The following is a 20,708-nucleotide window of genomic DNA, read 5'->3' as shown; positions in this document are numbered from 1 at the left end:
GGGTTAAAAAATGTATGATAATTCTTTTAATGGCTTATTGTTGAAATTTAAAATAACAATTAGAAAAATATGAAACCAAGAATACTTATTAGGTCATCAACTGAGGGGTTAAAAATAGCTAACGCAATCAAAGAAAATGTAGAATATGATTCTATTATTTGGTCCCAAAGAAGTTTTAAACATTCAAGTCGCTCTTCTGTTGGTTCAATTGAAGTTCTCAATAATTTTCCGACTTTTTTTTGCAAGTCCACTTTGAAAAGGGACTTAATCTGTAAAGCATCAAATAGATGCTCCACTTGAAAAAAATCAAAATTGTATTTGTTTAGAATAGTACAAATCCTATATTTGCAGTTCGAAGTTATTTTGACATAAATTAAATGATATATAAGTTCACAAATCGTCAACATAATTTGTGAACTATGGTGAGGGGGCTGAATTTATAAGGCTTAAGCGTATATGGTTCGAGTCCCGTCCAGACCGCAAAATTGTTTAGGAGCTTCAACAAAGTTGGAGCTTTTTTTTGCACTAAAAATTAGTTGTGTTGTTTGATAAACCTTAGTGTTTATCAATGGTTTAAGTAGTTAAGCCAATGGAAAGCTTTCCTTTTTTCTTTGCAGAAAATTGGGATGCTTTTTTGTTTTGGGGAAGCTGTATTAATATTTCAATTTAGACTCATGGTGATGGGCTTCCTTCCATGTCTCGTTTGTCCATACCCATACAGCTGTAACGCGCCATAAACCCTGCTCGTCGTTGTAAGAACCATCCAAATAGAAGGTAGCAATGCCTACATTGTTATATATCTGGGCACTAAAATGCTTCATAACAACATTTGGCTTAGGGTATTCGATGCTAGCTCCCATTTTCTCTAAGGTTTCTTTCCATCCAGATTCCCATAATGCACTACCATTACCAGGGAATATTGAAAATTCTTGAAGATGATGGGATTCTATAGCATCCATATCACCAGCATGAATGGCCATATAATGTTCTTGAATTCTTTTCTTTAAACTTTCAGAAGTTTGTGAAAATGATAAAGGAGCGACTAAAATAAGGGCAACGGAAAGGAGTAAAGTTTTCATAAGAAATAAATTTAAAAAACAGGAGTAGCTTCTAAGTTTTTTTGGGGAGAAGAGATACTTAAATTTAAGAAAATTACTAAGTAAAAACAAATAAAAGCTTTATGAAAATAGCATAAGAATGTTAGCTTAACATAATTTCGATATAAAGAATGCTTGAACTGTATGCAAACCAATTAATCAAGTGTCTTTGTGAGATTAGTGCAGTTAGAACACAATAAAAATTTGACACTATCCGTAAGTCAATTTTTTGCAGCTTGATTTGAGTTAAAAATATCTCTAAACAACTTCCATTTGCCATCTTCTTTTTTCCAAAGAACCATATACTTTCCTTGGTCTACTTCGTCCTCTCCTATAAATAACGACAACTCACCTTCTTCCGTTATAAAGTTTTCTGTTCCCCATACATCAATGGTTATTAGCTTAACACTGGAAATTCCGGATGCCATTATGCTCGACAAAGTTGACTGGATATTTTCTCTTCCAATTATTGCAGGAGCACCATTCATCATAAACTTAGCATCCATAGAGTATAAATTGGACAAGCCAATGGAATCGCTAGCAGCGAAACGTTTCATAAATTCTTTGTTAGCATCTACAATTTCTGCTTTTGCAACAGTTAGATTGAAGGTAGGTTCAATAACGGTCTGCTTAGGTTCTTCCTCTTTTTTATTACAACTGTTAATGGCAGATAGAGAGAATAACGCTAAAATTATAAGCGTGAATAATTTTGTTGAATGTTTCATTTGAAAAGTTTTAAAAGTAGGAGAAACTGCTAATGGCGGACTTAAGGAAGGGTGTTGTATAATCAAATGTAAGAAAATTAAAAGTGAATTCCTAATGCTTAATAGTTGTGCAGATTGATGTAATTAGACCGATTAAGAGTGTAATATTTCTGGAAAAGTGGTTTCGTTGCGAGATGAATGTTAAGGAGTGGTTACTATCTCTATTATTTAGTATCTTTATAAATGGAATCAAAAAGCTAATCATTATGAAAAAAGGAGCAATTAAAGTGAGTGTACTATATCCAAATAAAAATGGAAAGACATTCGATATGGATTATTATTGCAATAAGCATGTGCCAATGGTAGCAGGTTTATTGGGAGATGATGTTATTGGAGCAAGTGTAGAGAAAGGTTTAGGAGGAGGTGCTCCAGATCAGGAGGCAACTTACATAGCAATGGGGAATTTGTATTTTGAAAGCATGGCGTCATTTGAGAATGCTTTTGGTCCCAATGCCGACAAGATAATGGGAGACATACCGAATTATACTAATATTGAACCAGTTATTCAAATTAGTGAGGTAATGATCTAATTAAAGAGCATTACAATAAAGTTCCATTAGTTAGTTTAGTAAATCTCTAAATGCTGTTAGAGGTCTTAATGTTGCTTTTTAAAATACACGAGTCCTTCAACATCTTTGCTTTTTACTGGGATTATAAAACTAAATACATAGCCTACGCCAACACAAGTAGGAATAGCAATTAAAGGATAAATATAGAAGTTGATATCTGTAGTGTATTTAATAAAAACTAATACAACAATACTTGATATAGCACCAACTAGAGTGCCTTTCCAATTGGCTTTTTTTACAAAAATACCAAGCAGAAATATACCGGCAATAGCACTTCCAAAGAGTCCAATAATTTCCTGAAAGAAGAAGAATATGGAGGTGACGGGAAAAGCAGCCATAAGACAGGCAATGATGGTGCCTAGTATACCCACGCCCAAGGTGATCCATTTCGCCAACTTGAGTCCTTTTTTATCTGTATAGGTTTTATAAAACCGCTGGTAATAATCCACAGTAACAACGGTTGAGACGCTGTGCATGCTACTGTCTAAGCTAGACATAGAAGCAGAAAAAATACCGGCTATTACAAGACCTGCAATACCCGGAGGTAAATGGTTTGTGATAAATAGAGGAAATACACTGTCGTTTTGCATACCTACTGTTAAAAACTCAGGATGTTCTTTAAAATAAACATAAAGGAAGGTTCCCATAGTGAATATTAGTATTCCAAAGGGAATCGCTATAATGCCATTGAGCCAAATACTCTTTCGGGCTTCTTTTTCATTAGATGTAGTCATATAACGTTGTATCACGGCCTGATCGGTTGTATAGGAAGCAAAGTTTAAAGCGAAAGACCCTAAAAATAAAGACCAGGTAACGACTTCGGTAAAGCTAAACCGCAGATCAAACATTTGTAGTTTACTATCAGCCATAGCAGTATCGAAAATGTAACCAACATCACCAATTTCGATGCCTATAAATACCAATCCGGCAATGAGACCTAATATTAAAACAATAACCTGTATAACATCGGTCCAAATAACAGCTTCAATACCTCCCATATATGTATACATAACCGCTAAAATCCCCATAATAACAATAGCTAAATAAATATCTAAGCCCATAACTGTCGATAATGCCAATGCAGGTAGGTAAACAACAATTCCCATTCTAACCAACTGGAACAATGTGAAAGAAATGCTGCTAAAAAGACGTATGGTGATGTTAAAGCGTTTCTCTAAATATTCGTAGGCAGTTGTAAGCTTTAATTTTCTAAAAAAGGGGAGGTAGAATACTATAACCAAAGGCGCTATTAATAGTATGGAAAAATAGCCCAGATAGGCCTGCCAGTCAAAAGCATAGGCAAGCGCAGGTTGTGATAAATAAGTAATGGCGCTCAGCATGGTGGCATAAATACTTAGTCCAGCAGCCCACCAGGGAATACGACCACCACCTAGAAAATAATCGTTGGTAGATTTGTTACGTCGTGAAAAGTACCAACCCATAAAAACCATTAGTAAAAGATAAACGATTAGGGTGATATAATTTATCAGGCCAAAATTAGCCTCGTAGGGTTTTAAATTTAGAATCTTGATTTTGTTGGTACGCACGCCCGGACTAATTTCTCCTCCCGGAATAGCGATATGTCCACCCCATTCCACAGCTTTGGTAACAACCTGGGAAGCCTCTTTTAATGTGCCTTCCGAAGTCCAAGTATCGGTTATGGTATGGTATGCCCATATTGTTTTTGAAAAAGAAGTTGTTTTTAAAAGTGTTTTTGATTGTAACTCCAACTTATGTATTTCAGCTTTTATAGAGTCGTTTATAACAGGTTGATTTTTTAGTGTTTCCAGTTTTTTTGCAATGCCTACTCTTTTGGATAAGTGTTGTTTTTCACCACCGGCACCACCAAAAATTAAAATATGGGAGTCTCCTTTTTTTAGTGCTGGAGCAGCAGCTAAGTACCCACCGCTAATACCAGGAGTGTTGTTACTAGGAATAGGGTTCTTTTTTGTCCATTTAATTTTGTGGGGATCGAATTCGTATACATCCGATAACATTTCATAACTAGTTGAAGTATTAGGGTTGTACGACAGTCCGCTAAAAACATATAAACAATCCTGATGCCCATTGCTTTGTCCCACAACTATAGGTTGAATCCTATCCTTTCCAGGGAAGTCAGGAAGTTGTTCCCAAGTGTGAATTTTTCTACTTAGGGAAGCTGTTAAATTGAAGGATAGAAAGGAACTGGTAGATTTACCTCCTTTTTTTTGTTGACCACCAATAAGGTAAACGAGGTCGCCAACCCTGTCTCCTCCCATATTGGATAAAGGTATTGGTGTTGAAGGTAAATTTTCAATAGTTATAGTTTTTTTGGCACTGTCCCACTTTAAAAGAAAGACATCATTAAAAATGCCATTTTCATTATCGCCACCTATGCATAAAACACCTTTTGAAGTGTTAATGCTAACCCCATTAGCAAGCGGTTTGGGAAGCTTAATTTCTGTAGGGTGGTGCCAGGTAGATGAGTCGCCTTGTTTTTCTAATATGTAAATGGCATCGTGCCACTTTTTTTTACCGCCTTCCCAAACAGGTACTTTAGGAAAATTGGTGCCACCAGCAATAATAAGCGCATTATTATGAACGCCAATAAAAGCACCATTTAATCCCAATGTATTTGGAATGTCCTTTTCATTCGAAATGGTAAATAGATTCTCATTTTGTGTGTGACCTATTGTTATGAAGAACAGACAGAATAATACAAATGTCAGTGACTTGAAAAGGTTCATTGTTACAATTATTTTATAAGTTGTTGAAAAACACAAATATAATAAAAATGTATTATGTATGACATATTTTAAATTTAAAAAGTTTGTTGTTTATTGAACTTGTATTTATAAATATAAGCAAAGTGGTTTATTTTTAAACTTTTAAATTGCTTCTTGGTATCTTTAAAGCTTAAGGTAATTACTCATACATGTCATCCAAATCAGTTTCATGCAGCTCTTTTAAGAAGTCGGCAATTTTATTGGTTGTGATATCAAAGAATTTTTTACCTTTTTCTTTAGTGGCTTTTTGAGGATTGCCTACTCCTGTATCTTTAGTAACTAAAGTCCATTGGCGTTGTGCGGTTACCCAGCCTTCTTTTAAACCTGTTATCTTGAATTTTTTAGCGATACCATTTCCTGCAAATTTTAGGGGCAAAACGAGTTCAGGAGTTAAGTGCATTATTACGGCGGTTTCCAGTTCACCTGCATGATCTCCTGGCTCTTCAAAATAACTATTGGCATTGGTTACCTTCCACCAATCTAAAGCACAAATAAATACATTGGGATAAGTTATTGAAAGTTCCCGAATTATTTGCTTAAAATGGTTGCCACCATGAGCGTTAACAATAACTAACTTATTGATGTCCTGTTTGTTTAAAACGAACACGATGTCTTTTAATATGGCGTATTGTGTACTGGGATTCATGTTAATACACAGCGAAACGTCTAGCTGTCCGGTGTTTACACCAAACGGAATGGTTGGTAATACGATAACTTTAGCGTTCTGTTCCCAAGCCTTTTTTGAGGCTTCAATGGCAACCGATTCAGCAAGGATATTGTCAGTTGCATAAGGCAAATGATAATTATGGGCCTCAGTTGCTCCCCAAGGCAAAATAGCAATGGTATACCGTTCATCTTTTACATGTTTCCAGTTCGATTCTGCTAAAACATAAGGTCTTGGTTTTTTTATCATTTTAATTGACATATTTATTGATGACTTTCTTCCATTTTTTATAGCCCTCTTCACTTAAATGTAACCCATCGTAAGTGTACATTGGTTTTAAATGCTTTTTGCCGTTGCGTATAGATTTATGAAGATCGATATATGCTAAATGATAAGTTTTAGCCAACGTTTTTATTTGTTTATTGGCTTCTATAATTTTTTGATGGTTGTTTTTATGCCCAGAAAATTTATTGCCAACATTTGGATTGATCGGGAGTATGCTTTGTAAATATATTTTTGTGTCTTTCGATTGGGCTTTAATTTGGTAAACGATTTTTTTAATACCATCCATAATATAATCAATACTTTTTCCACGTGCCATATCGTTAGTCCCTATCATTAAAAAAATCGTTGAAGGGCTTGACGAAGTCACTTCTTTTAATCGAAACAAGATGCCATCCGTAACATCACCACTAATACCTCTGTTAATAACGTTCTTGTTCGGAAACAGAGCTTTCCATTTGCCCCCTTCGGTAATACTGTTTCCTAAAAAAATAATTTCATTTTTTGTGTCGGGTAGGCTTTCAAATAATGCTTTCCTTTTGTAATAATGGTCGGAATAAGTTTGGGCTATTCCAATTTTAAAAGTAGTGATTAAAAGTGTGATTATGAGCTTTTCCATTGTTAAAATGAACCTTATTTATTCTCAAACTTAGTACTAAATAGTAATTCACTTACTTCTTTAATGCCATTTTTAGTAAGTCTAACGGGGATACAAGTAAACATCCATTTCCAAGAATTTCCTCCGTGCGGGATTTTAAGCAATACGGTATTCCTGCCTTTTTTTAATTGAATTTTAGTTGGACTTCTATAAAAATAATCTTCATCAATAAACGGAATCTCATGCGTATCTGTTCCTAAATTTGGTTGTTTCCATACAGGAGGCGCTATTTCTTGGTTGTTTACCCAAATTTTAGGGTCGGTGGTATGCCATTGCCCAATATTTGGTGTTGGTCCACCTCTACGTCCAGATCTTGACCATCCTTGAAATCCTATCCAAAAATCTTGTATTCTGTCATCGGGTGAGAATATGTTGGTATAGGCATAGAAAGTGCCTGATTTGGTACTGGTAACAGCAGGAAAACCAAAAAAATGTTTTAAATGGATAGTCCCTCCTGTATGAGTATCTGACCATTTGAAAAGTTGGTCGTCAATTTTATAAGTCGCTTTTATGCTTTGCTCCACCGGGAATGACTTTGTAAAATCACCTTGATGATTAAATGGTCCTATAAGTTTCCAGTATTTGTTGGTTTGTACGATATATTGGAATTCTTTTCCTTTAAAAAACAAATCTCTGTGTGTAATTACCTTTTGTTCAAAGATTTTAAAGGCATTAAATTCAGGGGAGCCCTTAGGTGGTAATTGTGCCCAATATTCAGGATAATCCTTGGTTCTGCCTTTCCAAATGGCATCAGCATAAAATACGATGGATGGGTAAATGGGGTTTTGTGTTAATATATCGCGTTCGTCTCCAATATTGTTATCTGGCCAAGCACATAAAATACCACCTAAGGCTAAATTATCACCTTGTTCTTGTTGGCATGGTTGTTGGAAATACAAGCGGGACATACCCGCAAAAGGGTCAAGATGGTTAATGTAATTGCTTCTGGAATCTATAAAGCGGTGGCCTTTTCTTGCTTTATGTTGTGCCCACAATTGGTTTATTGAAGTTGAATCTTCTTCAACAGTAATACCTGCTTTCCAAACAATAGTTTCCCTATTATTTTTCTTAATCAGATCCATTATTTCCAAAATAACATCATTGGATATATGTTCAATGCCTGCTTTTACTTCATCTGTGCCAATATGAATATAGGGCATCTGGGAAGCGTCGGCTAAATCCATTAACTCCTGAAACAAATCCAATAAAATTGGTTTTACCTTTGGTTTATTCATGGTTTCTATATCCAAAGCTTTTCTAAAAGCTTCGGTATGCCCGGGAATATCTAATTCTGGTATTACAGTTATATTACGTTCTTTACAAAAAGCTAGAATCGCTTTAAAATCTTCTTGTGTATAATACTTGCCTTTTTGTCTTGTGGTGGCGTGCTCTAATTGTAATTCAGGATACATTTTACTTTCTAAGCGCCAACCGGGATTGTCGGTTAAATGCCAATGAAATACATTATACTTGTATTGTGCTAATACTTCTATTTGCTCTTTAAGTTGCGCAACCGATTGGAAGTTTCTCCCAGTATCATGCATAAAACCACGAATTTTAAAAGCTGGCCAATCGGTAATTGAAACTTTAGGTAAAACGCCCTTTTTACCATGCTTTCTAAATAATTGTTTTAAGGTTTGGATACCATAAAAAATACCTTTAGGTGTCGGTGCAGAAATAACCAATTTATTTGAAATAGTTAAAGCGTAAGCTTCATCACTAGATGTGTTAGCGATGTTGGCTTTACGCAATTCAACCAATAAGCCGTTTGAGCTATTTTGTAATTGATTCGATTTGAAAAAATCTGCTAACAATTTTCCTTCATTTTCAAATTCATTAGATTGAATATTTATAGAGTTGAATTGGATGTCTTCATTGCCATACCTAATTTCTTGCGGTGTAGGGATTACTGGATATGTTTTAGATAAGGTTCTGCTACTTTTAGCATCACTGCACCCTATAAATACGTATATAATACAGCTTAGTGCTATACACTTTTTTAATGATTGACACGCTTTTAACATGATTTATTCTTTTAAATTTGAAAAAGTAGATGCTGGTAAATTGCTTTTATTAACTAGGTTTCCGTTAGTATACGACGAATAACCATACTTAACGTACCTTGGTTTTTTTATGTTTTGCGACCAAACAATAAGTTTATTGCCTTTAATTTTAGTTTGAGCCTTTAAAAACACTTTGTCCTCTCCAGCTACTATAATATCTTTTATGGCGGTATCGTCTTTAGTTTTTAAACCTTCACTGTGTTTAAAATAAACTTCCAATTTGTCATTCATTACATTCACGTAATCTAACAAAGGGCCAGAGAAAGCAATTGGTTTTTTGTAAGATTTATTTAAAGCAATTCTAGCCAACCGTTCTCCAAGTATCCATTTTTGCTTTGGATGTACATCGGTTTTATGACCAACATCTAAAGAAACGGCCATTCCCGTGTTTTTAATATGTAAAAGTTTACGTTGTGCGTCTCTAAACGTACCCCAATTAGGGCGGTTAATACTACTTAATTGTACATAATAGAAAGGAAATTCTGGTTTTTTAAAATGAATGCGCCAATCTTTAATGAGCATTTTAAATAACCGTGAGTGTAAGTCAACGTGCTCGGTATTCGATTCGCCTTGATACCAAATAACACCTTTAAAATTAAAGTTGGTAAGAGGTAAAATACCTGAATCAAATAGAAAAGTAGCATCGTATGGATGCCTTCCTTTTAGGTTTTTGTTATGACCAAAATTTTCTGATTTTCGTAGAGAGACCCAAGAATCGATCAACGGATTTTGCCATGAATCGTTAAGAAGACTAATTGTTTCATGAGTTTGTTCCAAGCATTCTCTACTTATCCAACTTTGTGTAGGCGATCCTCCAACAGCATTACAAATAATGCCAATGGGAACATTTAATGACTTCTGGAGATTATAGGCGTAAGCATAAGCTACTGCCGAAAAATTCTCCAATATTTTATCGCTTGTATTACTCCAACCAGAGGACTCAAAATAATCGTTGGTGTTGCAAAGTGAACGTTCTTTTTCAGTAAAGGGAGTGCCTTTTAAAACCTTGGGATCCATTGAGAGCACAAAAATATTCGGATTCAATGAGTCTTTTAAAACAGATTTAGCCGATAGCATGTGTTGCACTTTAAAATCCATATTGGATTGCCCCGAGGCTAACCAAACTTCGCCAATATATACTTGATTAAATTGGATGGTTTTGGATAATTTTGATTGGATCTTTAAAGCAAAGGGACCTCCTGCATTCATGGCTGGAAAGGAAACTTTCCAAACACCCTTTTTTGTAACTGTCGTTGATGCTTTTTTGCTGTTTAATTGAACCGTAATATGGTCGTTAATATTTGCTGTACCAGAAATAACAATAGGTTCATGACGCTGAAAAACCATGTTTTCACCATAATATTTTGGCAACTGTAATCCGCCATAATCACCGGTAATTGCACTGTATACTTTTTTGGCTATAATGGCAGCGCCGTCTTTTGTAGGGTGTAAATTATCTGGGAAAAACTCTGGGAACCGGTACAGCGGCTCGTGCAAGTTTATAAGCTCTACGTTTGCTGTGTTGGCAATGGTTTCAATTTTGTTTTGAATGTCTTTAAAGCTTTCGCGCATACCTTCTTCAAACCAATGATGCCCAGAAAAAGTAGGGGTCATTTTACAGATAATAACTCGAGGTTTGCTGGGAAGCTTTTTGTATGTCGAAATCATATCCAGATAATCTGGAATAAACGCCTCTTTATGTTTCGGCCAATTGTTATTGCCCTGATCGTTTAATCCTAAGTGAATAATGACAATATTAGGAGCAAAGTCTTGCGATTGCTTAAATGCTTGTTTTGTCCAATAGGGCTTATGTCCGTTTTTAAGCATGGTTGCACCAGAGTGTCCGAAATTTGCAACATGATAGTTACTGCCGAGTAATTTTTGTAACTGCGAAGGATAGGAATTTAAAGACCTATCCTTAATGCCTGCTCCATAGGTAACGGAATTACCAACACAAGCAACTCTTGTTTTTTGAGCGTGCATTGTTATTGTTAAAATGAGTACGAGCAGTATAAGCGAAACAAGTCTTGTGGACATTTAATTTAAAAATTATTAAGGCTTTCTATAGGTGTCTTTTCCATTAGTTAACCACTCTAAAGAAAAACTGGTGAACTCATTTTTTGTGTATGCATCCTTTTCAAAGAAGAGCCCTATATCACCATTTTTTAAAATGGTTAATGAAGAATATGCAGATGATCCTTTATAAATAGTCTTCCCTTCGCTCCAGGTTTTCCCTTCATCATAGCTAATACGAACCGTCATGTTTACACGTCCTTTTTCAGATTTAGTATTAGAAAATAACAAGCGGTTTTTTTTATAGCCATCTTTTTTTGATGTGTAACGAATAATACTTGCATTACAACCTGGATCTATTAATTCGGAGGCTGGTTCGGTAACCCATGTTTTGCCATCGTCTTGGGAAGTATGGACGTATCGGATTCCTTTTTTATTAACACGGGCATTGATCATTAAAGAGCCGTCGGTAAGTTCGATAATTTTTGACTCATCAGCGGGTTGAATAGGCGTATCAATAAAATACCAGGTCTTACCGTGGTCGTCACTTCCAAAAACATGTAATCCACTGTTTAAGTTCACCATGGTATGCAGTAGTTTTCCCGATCGAGTTTGAATACCGCGACCAGATGTTATAAACTTAAAGTCTTTATGCCACTCGGGTTTAGCTATTTGCGAGGTTATATCTTGGGGTTCACTCCACGTTTTTCCATTATCTGAACTTTTCATAACATGTAAATAATAGATATCTTTTTCTGTATCTAAGTTCATATAGTTATAGAATAGAAAAATGGTACCCGTAATGTTGTCTACAATCATTGAAGGATCTGAGGCCGATCTTCCTTCGGGAAAATCGATTGCGGTCTCAATAGGTGTCCAAGTTTTTCCATTATTACTACTTCTACGGATAACTATGTTAATGTCTTTGCTCCATTTTAAATCGCCACATGATGGTACACGTTGGTCAATAGCAGCAACCAAATCACCATTAGGAGCTGTTACTATTGCCGGAATTCTATAGCAAGAAACGCCGTCTTGCATGCCTGTATTGAATAGGGGAGTAAATTCAGGATTAGCATTGGGACTGGTATTTATTTTTGTCCCACATGAATTTAGTAATGCGATTAATACCAGTATGATGATATGTTTCATGATGTGTTTATTTATGTTTTATGAATTTGTGTTTCAATGTTTTCAAAAGATTGCCAGCATTGGTACATGGCTCTGGGGACATGAAAACAACCTTTCCATTTACCGCCTTTCAAATTTAGTAATATTTCCCCCTGGCGATTCAAATAGCCAAACCATTCTCCGTTTTTCGGATCATTAAAATGAGACCAAGCATATTCATGTACTTTGTGGTACCATTTAAAAAGAGCTTCATTGTCAGTATACTGGTAGGCTTTTGCTAAGGCAACTAAAGTTTCCAAATGTACCCACCATAATTTTTGATCCCATTCTAGCTGTTGTGGAGGATGTCCTTTTGAATCCAAGAAATAAAAGATGCCCCCATATTTCGAGTCCCAACTGTACTCCAGTATATTGATTATGGTTTGGGAGGCTTTATCTATTAGGGTTTGGTCATTTCTGCGTACACCTATATCTATCATAAACCACATGGCTTCGATACCATGCCCCGGATTTATTAATCGCCCGTTAAAGCTGTTGTCGTGTGATCCATTTGGCAAGACATTTTCAAAAATCAAACCGGTTTTTTTGTCTAAAAACAGCTCCATTACCTGATGCATACTATAATCGATGGTTTTTTCAACATCTTCCGGATCTAGTATGGCCTCCAGTTCCAATACCAAATTGGATAAGATCATGGGAAGCGAAAACCCAATTAAGGGCCTTGTATCCGTAGTTTTTTCATATGTTCCTTTTGGATTATCTTTTCTTTTAAGAATATTGTAATACGTTTTCTTGGCAAGGGTTCTTATTTCTTCATCTCCAGAAGCTATGGCATATTGGCTAAAAGCCATAGCAGCAAAGCAATCGGAAAAAATGTTGTAGGCTTTTACGAGAGGTTCGCCCTTAGCGGTAACCGAGAAATAGAAATCTCCGTTTTTGTTAGCACCATATTTTCTTAAAAAATCGATTCCATTTTTTGCGATGCGTAACCAATTTTCATTTTTTTCAACCTTGTTATATAGCATTGAAAAAGTCCAGGCTTGCCTACCCTGAAGCCAAATAAACTTATCGGTGTCATATATTTTTCCTTCGGTGTCTAGGCAAGTGTAATAGCCTCCATTCGCAGTGTCGATGGAATATTTTTCCCAAAAAGGAATAACATTGTTGAGTAATGTTTCTTTATAGAGTTTGGAATATTTCATATTCTAAGGTAATATTTTCTATATTCGCTTTTGTTATTAAGTAATATATTATATCTTTATATGTATAACATAATACAAAAATAAGAAATATTATATTAACTTCGACTTTTAATATTTTTTTATAATAGAATTTTAATAATGAAGAAACTTACAAATATTACGCCGCTAGAAAATTTATCGTTAGTTGATAAAGTAGAAATGAGGTTGAAAGAATATTTTAAAGAGAATAATTTAAAAATAGGAGATTCCATACCAAAGGAATTGGAGTTTGCAGAAGCCTTAGGTGTAAGTAGAACGGTTATTCGCGAAGCACTTTTAAGACTTAGGACGATAGGGGTTATAGAATCTAAAAAGCGTAAAGGTATGGTGCTTACGCAACCAGATATTATTCAGAATTTTGAAAAAGCGATTGAATATAATTTATTGGGAGAGCAAACCCTAACCGATATTTTTGAGCTTCGATTGATTTTAGAAATGGGAATGGCCGATTTGTTATTTGCTAGAAAGACTAAAGAGGACTTGGAAGAGTTGGATAAAATTGTAACCAAACAAGAAAAGGATAACATACATACTAGTTTTTTTAGTTTGGAGCATGAAATCACCTTTCATGGAAAACTCTACCAGATGTCTAACAATACAACATTACAACGGTTTCAAGATCTTTTATTACCTGTATTTAATTATGTACATAACAATATGACGCCCGAAGCCAAAGATTTTAAATATTCAAAAGGAACATTCGTAACACATAGGGATTTACTAAATATTTTAAAAGAAGGTACGCCCGAAGCCTTTAGGGAAGCCATGAGAAATCATTTGGAGCCGCACTTTGAGAAGGTATTGCATGTAGTAAAACAATAAAGATTTTAAAATCCAATAAAGAACTGGAAGCCTAAAAAGTAAGACCTATGTCGCTTTGAGCGCAGTCGAAATGTTTTAAATTACTAATGTCATGATAGGTTTCGAATGCGTAACATATAGCATAACATCAAGAATACTGCTTAGGTCTTTTTAAAGGCCTTTTTTTATATTCTTCTTCCACTTTGCTATGATGCAAAGTGGCAAAGATCTAGGCTTACGAGGACATTGCTGAAAATGCTACGGAGTATAAAAAGAACTCGTGCCATGATTCTTTCTTCTTGGTTGTTTAAATGGCTTGCTCAGGTAATCTGTGTGCCGATTATTCTTTTGCTCGCTCAAACAGCTTTTTATCTTCTAGCCTCTGCACGACCTCCTTGATTTTCTAGCAATATCCTTGGTAGGCCCAATCTCCTGCCTCATGGTTCTTTACTAGCAATCATTATTATTATTCTATTTCCCGATGTTGTTTGTTTTTTGTCTTTTCTGCTTGTTTTTAGATGCTTTTATAGGCTCAGATGGCAATTAAAATCAAGGACTTTTTAGAAGAAATCTTCTTCTTACTAACAACGACATTTATTTACTAAACCAAGATTTTAACCCTATGCCATCCAGTGCTTCTTTAATTTCTATATAATCTGAATCACTTAAAGTTGTGTGCGGAAACCTGCTTGGTCCACAATCGACACCCAATACTCTCATAAAACCTTTTCCTACACCATTGAAGCCTCCTTTGCTATTTAATAGTTCCACAAACTTGATGGCTTTTGATTGCAAATCGGCGGCCGCTTCCATATTGCCATTTTCAAATAGTTCCTTAATCTTGTAATACAAAGGTGCCAAATGGTTATAAGTGCTGCCTACCCACCCGGTAGCTCCTAACGGAAGACTATTAATAAATAATTCATCATAACCAAATAGAATATTGTATTTGCTGTTAGCTTTACTTTTACAATGTCCGTAATCTATCAGGTCATTATTTGTAAACTTGATACCTGCTAGATTAGGGATGTTGTCTTTTGCTTGTTCTAAAAATGACGCCATATTTAATTGCGCTCCGGATAGTACAGGGATGTGGTAGTAATAAAAGGGCAGGTTAGGAGCACAGATAGCAATTTCTTTACAATAATCTATAAGTTTGTCAATACTGTTCAACCTAAAGTAAAAAGGGGCAATGGCAGCAATGGCATCTACTTTGTCTGAGGCATATTGCGCCAGTTCTTTAGCAACTTTAAGACTGGGATCTCCAACATGATCGATTAGATATAAATCTTTAGATTTGTTTTCGGACCAGGCCAGTGTAATTGCTTTACGCTCATCGATAGTTAAAGATGTAAAATCGCCGGTAGAACCATTCATGAATACTCCCGAGACATTATTCTTGGTTAAGAACTGACTGTAATCCTTAATTTTATCAGTATTTAAAGAACCGTCTGTGTGCATGGGAGCATACGTAGCTGCTATTAGGTTTTTTATCATTATTTTTTTATGATTTAGTGCTTAAGTTTAAATTAAATAGAGCTATTTAAATCTTTGTTAATTTATAAAATAATTTAATAATTGAGGTTTTGGTTTATAGTGGTTATAACATTAAAGAAAGAGAGTCTTTTTATGTTTTCAACTCCCTTTCTTCAAATCTCTCTAATTAACTCAAAATAACTATATGAATGAAAATTTGTTATTAATTGGTATAACCTGGTGTTTGCTCTAATAAAGGGTTTCTACCAATCATATCGGTTGTAATAGGTAATAATAGTTTGTATTCATCTCCTGAAGATAAGAAGCTAATGTTATCAATAACAAAATTGTCTCCAGCTCTTCTTAAATCCCACCAACGTTTACCTTCTCCAATAAACTCTTTGTAGCGCTCATTTAAAATAGCGTTGGCATTATTTGTCTGCGTACTGTTTACATAGGCATGTGTTGCAGGTACATAATTGGCGCCGAAAGCACGTTCACGAATTTGGTTAATCTCACCCGAAGGGTCTTCTCCTAATAAATTTTTTGCTTCTGCCAATAATAAAATCACATCAGCATATCTGTAAACGGGTACGTCATTTTCAAAAATTCTTTCAGAACCATCTACTTGCCCTAAGAACTTTTTAAATATAGAGCCAAAGTAAGTTGGCTCATTATACGTTGGGTATCCAGCACCACCGTTATCATCGGTATATAACCTGATAAAAGTAGCGTCTTTACGAGCATCATCATTATCGTCTAATAACAAGATGGTCTTTTCAGACTGACCATATCGGTTCGCCCCAGCAATTACAAAATCGCTCATAGATTCTCCTGACGCGTTAAACTGAGGATTGATTTCTGTACTTCTACCGGTTAAGCTGTTGTAAATATTTGAAGCTTCATCGCGTTTGTATTGTATGGCAAAAATAAACTCGTTATTATTTTCATTTGATACGCCCCATAAGTTGTCAATACTTGACTCTAAACTCACACCTAAAGATGCGATTTGCTGTAAAGCAACTTTGGCTTCAGTAAAATCTGCGTTTCCGCCACCTAATAGGTTTCCTGACCAAATAAAGGCATCGCCTTTAAGTGCTAACGTTGCAGCTTTGGACCAAAACACTCGGCTACCTTCCCAATAGCTGTTATCTGAACCAAACGCACTTAACGATGCTGCTATATCCAATTTAATTTGTGCCATTACCTCAGTTTGAGGCGATCTTGCTCTACTTAAGCCAGTTGGATCAATATCTGTAAAAGGCTCTAAAATAATGGGTACATCGCCCCAAGTTTTAAGTAAGGTGTAATAGTATAATGCACGTAACCCGTAAGCTTGACCTAATAAATGTCCTTTTTCCGATTCATCGTTAAATGTTACATTTGGTAAGTTTACCAAAAAGTCATTTATTCTATGAATTCTAGTGTACAAACCTGCCCATCCACCAAAAGGAGCTGTAGCCACTGTAATATTAGATTCGATTAATGACTCATTTGAAGGCGACTCGTAAGTGCGTCCGCCCCAAATATCACTTCTTATTTCTCCTAATAACCATAACGTTCCTGCAGATGATCTTAAATTCGCATACAACCCTGTATGTGCTGTTTTTGCGCCTTCTTCGGTATCCCAAAAACCTGCTGCAGTTAATTCGCTAGGGCTTACTATTTCAAGTTCATTTTCGCAAGCACTAAAAGTTATTATAGCTATAAATATATATATATACTTCTTCATTTTTTTAAATTTAGAATGTTACGTTAAGTCCTATTGTAAATGTTTTAGGAACTGGAAATTCCCCATATTGCACACCACCAACTTCTGGTGTATCACCACTCATACTCTTAAAGTAGTGTAAGTTAGTACCTGTTACATATACGTTTAATCTTTTAATAACATCGTTAAAATGTTCTGTTGGTACATTATAACTTAAAGTTATTTCGCGCAATGCTAAGTAATCGCCTTTTTCCCAAAATTTATTATTTGCAAAATTTTGTAAACTACTTGCACCTTCATTGCCTCTCCAAACGTTTTTGGCTCCGTTAACAAAAACAAATCGCGGCCAATCGGTATCAGTGTTCGTTGGTGTCCAGGAATCTAACACTTCAATAGGTTGTGCCAAGTTACCTTGAGTTTGACCGTAACCTTTGTTTCTAATATGATTCCATACTAGATGGCCGGTAGCGAAATCGGTTTTAACAAATAAACTAAAGTTTTTGTATTTAAGGCTCGTTGTTAAACCGCCTATAAAATCAGGCGTGGTACGTCCAATAACTTTTCTATCGAGTTCATTAATTACACCGTCTCCATTTTGATCTACCCATTTTACGTCACCAGCCCAACGTTGGTTACGACTGGCTCCCGGCATATACTCATCGGTTATAGAATTGTCTGCATCGGCTTCGGCTTGTGAGGCGTAAATACCAGCTTGTTCGAAAGCTACAACAAGATCATGACCAGATCGACGTCCTTCCTGAAAGCCTCCTACCCATTCTTCCTGGCCTGTTTTTGAATTCCAGATTAATGTTCCGCCTTGTCTGTTTAAATCGTTATCATTTTCTGGAAGCTTGACTACATAATTTTTATTGCTAGTAAATGTTGCAGAAACATTCCAGGTTAAATCATTATTTCTAATAATATCACCGTTTACCTGTAATTCAAAGCCTTTATTTCTAATGGTTCCGTTATTGGTTAATATACTGCTAAATCCAGTATAGAAAGGCAATGTTAAGTTTGCTAATTTGTCTTTAATGTCTCTTGAATAGATATCTGTAATGAATGATAATCTGTTGTCAAAAAATGAAATATCTAAACCAGCATTAAAGGTGGTTGATTTTTCCCAAAGCAGATCTAAGGTTGGAAGGCCTGAATTGGCATATCCAGTTTGGCCGTTATAAACACCCTGTTCTCCATACGAACCATAAACTCCATAATTACTTAATACATCTTGGTTACCATTAACACCATAGCTTAATCTAGGCTTTAATCTGGAAATGGTATTGCTTAATGAAGATGCTTCAAAGAACGCTTCGTTATGGGCATTCCAACCAAAGGAAACCCCTGGGAAAAAGTCAAATTTATTATTTCCCAATCGCGACGAACCATCATTTCTAAATGTAAAGCCAAGTAAATATCTGTCGTCAAAGTCGTATAGTAGCCTACCAAAAGTAGATGTAATAACATATTCGGTTTCAAAACTTGAAGGTATGCCATTGGCTTCTGCGCCAGCATTAAGCGTTTCAATTAAATCTGTTGGCGAGTTTCTAGTTCCAGCTGAAGTTGAAAAGAAATTATCTTTAAAATATTCAGCGCCTAACAATGCATTGATGTTATGGTTACCAAACTTTTTGGTGTAATTTATGGTTCCTGTTAATTGGTTTCTTAGGGTTCTTCCCAAACTTACAGCTGCTTCACGACCTGTACGTAATGGCCCAGTGGTGCTCCCCACTCTATAAGCCCTGTTAAAACTTTCGTTATGGTTATTAATTGTAAAATGACTTCCTGTTACAGCTAAAGTTAAGTCTTCTATAATATCCCAATTAATACCAACCGATGCCGATAAACGTTGCTCTAAATTTTTTCTAACAAATTTATCTTGGTAATATAGTGGATTACCAAAGCCTTGGTTTTGGCCTACTGCATATTGGTCCGACCAGGTACCATCAGGATTGCTATCGTAAGTTCTTGAGGTTGAAGCTTGCCCTTGAAATCTTCTAAAAACAGTATCTTCTCCACCTAAAGGGCTTAAATTTAAATTAGAATGTGAGTATAAAATATTCGAATTTACTTTTATATTATCGGTAACTTGGTAAGAGCCACTAAATTTTCCTGAGTATCTTTTAAAGCCAGACCCTAAAACCAATCCTTCATTATCCAAAAGCCCTAAGCCTAAATAGTAAGAACCTTTTTCGTTACCACCATCAAATGATAAATAATGGTCTTTTGAGGCACTATCTTGATAGATTCTGTCACCAACACCTTTATTATCGAAAAATAAAATGTCTTGACTTGGATCTAAAATATCTGGAATGGACATCCATCCAGGTTGGTTCAACAAATATTGGTTGGATGCTGTTAAAAGCTGCGTAGTAAACGGATCGTTAGTTGTGTTATTACCTATCGCTGCACTATGGTTTCCATTTAAAAAAGCACCAAAACTACCAGGGTTATTAACCACTTCTCTAAACCAAGCAATCGATTGTCTGTTGTAATTGATATGATCTGCTGCACCAATATATTTTTGGTCGTTTCTTTCATTGTTAATACTGTACTTGTATTTGTAATTAATAGAAGATTTTCCTGTTTTTCCTGTTTTAGTTGTTATTAAAATAACACCATTAGCGGATCTTGCTCCGTAGATAGCCGTTGCAGCAGCATCTTTTAATACTTCGATGGATTCAATATCGTCGGAGTTCAAAGCATAAAAAGAGCCCGGAATACCATCAATTAAAATCAAAGGGGAACCCGTACCGTCAAAATTAGTACCACCACGTAATACGATTTGAGGTGTAGATCCCGGTTGTCCTGTGGTATTGGTAACTCGTAGGCCAGCAATAGTCCCTTGTAAGGCAGTAGCGACATTGGATCGTGTTGAAGTTTCTAAAATTCGAGTATCAAGTTTTGATACCGATGTTGTTAATGTTGCCCTTGTTTGTTTGCCATAACCAGTAATAACGACTTCGTCCAATATTGAAGTATCTTCATTTAAAGCGACGTTAATTACGGTGTTGTTTGCTACAGTTATTTCATTGGTAGCATATCCTACATAGCTAAATACAAGAACATCGCCTGTACTGGCTTTAATAGCATAGTTACCATCAAAGTCGGTTGTAGTCCCTGTACTGGTTCCTTTTACAAGAATGGTAACTCCCAAAAGAGGCATATTGTCTCCCGAAGCAACAACATTTCCCGTAATTGTTTTTGTCTGTCCATAACTTACTAAAGACAGGCAAAAGAATACAATAAGTACCAGATGACTGGTCATAAAGTTCTTTTTTCTCATTTTGATTGCGTTAGATTAATTAGTTTATTTAAATATTAAGTATTATGTAATACATAATGCAATATTAGAATAATATTTTTATATCGCAAAACTTTTTGTTCATTTTAACAATAAGAAGGCTTTGCGGGACAGAAGGTTATAGTGCTAGAAACTAGGTGGGTAATATTGTTAATTCTTAATGTTTATG

General features: G+C 35.5%; 14 protein-coding genes. 2 read left to right on the top strand and 12 right to left on the bottom strand.

The window, feature by feature from the left end; all coding sequences use genetic code 11:
* Window positions 1–653: 653 nt before the first annotated feature.
* A complete protein-coding gene (locus tag JF259_RS06935; protein WP_199114586.1) occupies window positions 654–1,079 on the bottom strand; it encodes a nuclear transport factor 2 family protein in 426 nt (141 codons plus the stop codon).
* Between the two features lie 239 nt (window positions 1,080–1,318).
* Window positions 1,319–1,822, bottom strand: a complete 504-nt coding sequence (locus JF259_RS06930; protein WP_199114585.1) for a YybH family protein — start codon at window positions 1,820–1,822, stop codon at window positions 1,319–1,321.
* Between the two features lie 245 nt (window positions 1,823–2,067).
* Here JF259_RS06930 and JF259_RS06925 point away from each other — a divergent pair, with 245 nt between their 5' ends.
* Window positions 2,068–2,391: an EthD family reductase gene (locus JF259_RS06925; RefSeq protein WP_199114584.1), complete on the top strand. Its 324-nt coding sequence runs from the start codon at window positions 2,068–2,070 to the stop codon at window positions 2,389–2,391.
* Window positions 2,392–2,456: 65 nt separating this feature from the next.
* On the opposite strand, the gene JF259_RS06920 is transcribed toward JF259_RS06925, so the two are convergent.
* The 7 genes from JF259_RS06920 to JF259_RS06890 all read right to left on the bottom strand — a co-directional run bounded on the left by JF259_RS06920 (window position 2,457) and on the right by JF259_RS06890 (window position 13,208).
* Complete coding sequence (locus JF259_RS06920) at window positions 2,457–5,156, bottom strand: sodium:solute symporter family transporter (protein ID WP_199114583.1); 2,700 nt, start codon at window positions 5,154–5,156, stop codon at window positions 2,457–2,459.
* Window positions 5,157–5,334: 178 nt separating this feature from the next.
* The gene (locus JF259_RS06915) at window positions 5,335–6,108 is read right to left on the bottom strand and encodes a creatininase family protein (protein WP_199114582.1); all 774 of its coding nucleotides are present in this window, start codon (window positions 6,106–6,108) and stop codon (window positions 5,335–5,337) included.
* 1 nt (window position 6,109) lies between these two features.
* Window positions 6,110–6,760: a GDSL-type esterase/lipase family protein gene (locus JF259_RS06910; protein ID WP_199114581.1), complete on the bottom strand. Its 651-nt coding sequence runs from the start codon at window positions 6,758–6,760 to the stop codon at window positions 6,110–6,112.
* A gap of 14 nt (window positions 6,761–6,774) precedes the next feature.
* The gene (locus JF259_RS06905) at window positions 6,775–8,823 is read right to left on the bottom strand and encodes a family 20 glycosylhydrolase (RefSeq protein ID WP_199114580.1); all 2,049 of its coding nucleotides are present in this window, start codon (window positions 8,821–8,823) and stop codon (window positions 6,775–6,777) included.
* 3 nt (window positions 8,824–8,826) lie between these two features.
* Complete coding sequence (locus JF259_RS06900; RefSeq protein WP_199114579.1) at window positions 8,827–10,845, bottom strand: GDSL-type esterase/lipase family protein; 2,019 nt, start codon at window positions 10,843–10,845, stop codon at window positions 8,827–8,829.
* A 69-nt stretch (window positions 10,846–10,914) separates the two neighbouring features.
* A complete protein-coding gene (locus JF259_RS06895) occupies window positions 10,915–12,027 on the bottom strand; it encodes a sialidase family protein (protein ID WP_199114578.1) in 1,113 nt (370 codons plus the stop codon).
* Window positions 12,028–12,038: 11 nt separating this feature from the next.
* Window positions 12,039–13,208, bottom strand: coding sequence for an AGE family epimerase/isomerase (locus JF259_RS06890; protein ID WP_199114577.1), 1,170 nt, complete (start codon window positions 13,206–13,208; stop codon window positions 12,039–12,041).
* A gap of 138 nt (window positions 13,209–13,346) precedes the next feature.
* Between JF259_RS06890 and JF259_RS06885 the strand changes: the two genes are divergently transcribed.
* Window positions 13,347–14,069, top strand: coding sequence for a FadR/GntR family transcriptional regulator (locus JF259_RS06885; RefSeq protein WP_199114576.1), 723 nt, complete (start codon window positions 13,347–13,349; stop codon window positions 14,067–14,069).
* A gap of 573 nt (window positions 14,070–14,642) precedes the next feature.
* Here JF259_RS06885 and JF259_RS06880 read toward each other — a convergent pair.
* From JF259_RS06880 to JF259_RS06870, 3 genes are all read right to left on the bottom strand, one after another.
* Window positions 14,643–15,545 (bottom strand): dihydrodipicolinate synthase family protein, encoded by a 903-nt coding sequence (locus JF259_RS06880; RefSeq protein WP_233164147.1) that lies wholly within the window; start codon window positions 15,543–15,545, stop codon window positions 14,643–14,645.
* Between the two features lie 202 nt (window positions 15,546–15,747).
* A complete protein-coding gene (locus JF259_RS06875) occupies window positions 15,748–17,256 on the bottom strand; it encodes a RagB/SusD family nutrient uptake outer membrane protein (RefSeq protein WP_199114575.1) in 1,509 nt (502 codons plus the stop codon).
* A 10-nt stretch (window positions 17,257–17,266) separates the two neighbouring features.
* Window positions 17,267–20,521, bottom strand: coding sequence for a SusC/RagA family TonB-linked outer membrane protein (locus JF259_RS06870; RefSeq protein ID WP_199114574.1), 3,255 nt, complete (start codon window positions 20,519–20,521; stop codon window positions 17,267–17,269).
* Window positions 20,522–20,708: the final 187 nt, after the last annotated feature.

This window comes from Snuella sedimenti (assembly GCF_016428595.1).
Classification (GTDB): domain Bacteria; phylum Bacteroidota; class Bacteroidia; order Flavobacteriales; family Flavobacteriaceae; genus Snuella; species Snuella sedimenti.
Note: the sequence above shows the minus strand (reverse complement) of the source record. Positions and strands in the feature narration are given on the sequence as shown.

Excerpts from the sequence above, each read along its gene's own strand:
- JF259_RS06925 (WP_199114584.1), top strand. The coding sequence starts at position 2,068 with ATGAAAAAAGGAGCAATTAAAGTGAGTGTACTATATCCAAATAAAAAT.
- JF259_RS06930 (WP_199114585.1), bottom strand. The coding sequence starts at position 1,822 with ATGAAACATTCAACAAAATTATTCACGCTTATAATTTTAGCGTTATTC.
- JF259_RS06895 (WP_199114578.1), bottom strand. The coding sequence starts at position 12,027 with ATGAAACATATCATCATACTGGTATTAATCGCATTACTAAATTCATGT.
- JF259_RS06900 (WP_199114579.1), bottom strand. The coding sequence starts at position 10,845 with ATGCACGCTCAAAAAACAAGAGTTGCTTGTGTTGGTAATTCCGTTACC.
- JF259_RS06920 (WP_199114583.1), bottom strand. The coding sequence starts at position 5,156 with ATGAACCTTTTCAAGTCACTGACATTTGTATTATTCTGTCTGTTCTTC.
- JF259_RS06910 (WP_199114581.1), bottom strand. The coding sequence starts at position 6,760 with ATGGAAAAGCTCATAATCACACTTTTAATCACTACTTTTAAAATTGGA.
- JF259_RS06905 (WP_199114580.1), bottom strand. The coding sequence starts at position 8,823 with ATGTTAAAAGCGTGTCAATCATTAAAAAAGTGTATAGCACTAAGCTGT.
- JF259_RS06875 (WP_199114575.1), bottom strand. The coding sequence starts at position 17,256 with ATGAAGAAGTATATATATATATTTATAGCTATAATAACTTTTAGTGCT.
- JF259_RS06870 (WP_199114574.1), bottom strand. The coding sequence starts at position 20,521 with ATGAGAAAAAAGAACTTTATGACCAGTCATCTGGTACTTATTGTATTC.
- JF259_RS06915 (WP_199114582.1), bottom strand. The coding sequence starts at position 6,108 with ATGATAAAAAAACCAAGACCTTATGTTTTAGCAGAATCGAACTGGAAA.
- JF259_RS06890 (WP_199114577.1), bottom strand. The coding sequence starts at position 13,208 with ATGAAATATTCCAAACTCTATAAAGAAACATTACTCAACAATGTTATT.
- JF259_RS06880 (WP_233164147.1), bottom strand. The coding sequence starts at position 15,545 with ATGATAAAAAACCTAATAGCAGCTACGTATGCTCCCATGCACACAGAC.
- JF259_RS06935 (WP_199114586.1), bottom strand. The coding sequence starts at position 1,079 with ATGAAAACTTTACTCCTTTCCGTTGCCCTTATTTTAGTCGCTCCTTTA.
- JF259_RS06885 (WP_199114576.1), top strand. The coding sequence starts at position 13,347 with ATGAAGAAACTTACAAATATTACGCCGCTAGAAAATTTATCGTTAGTT.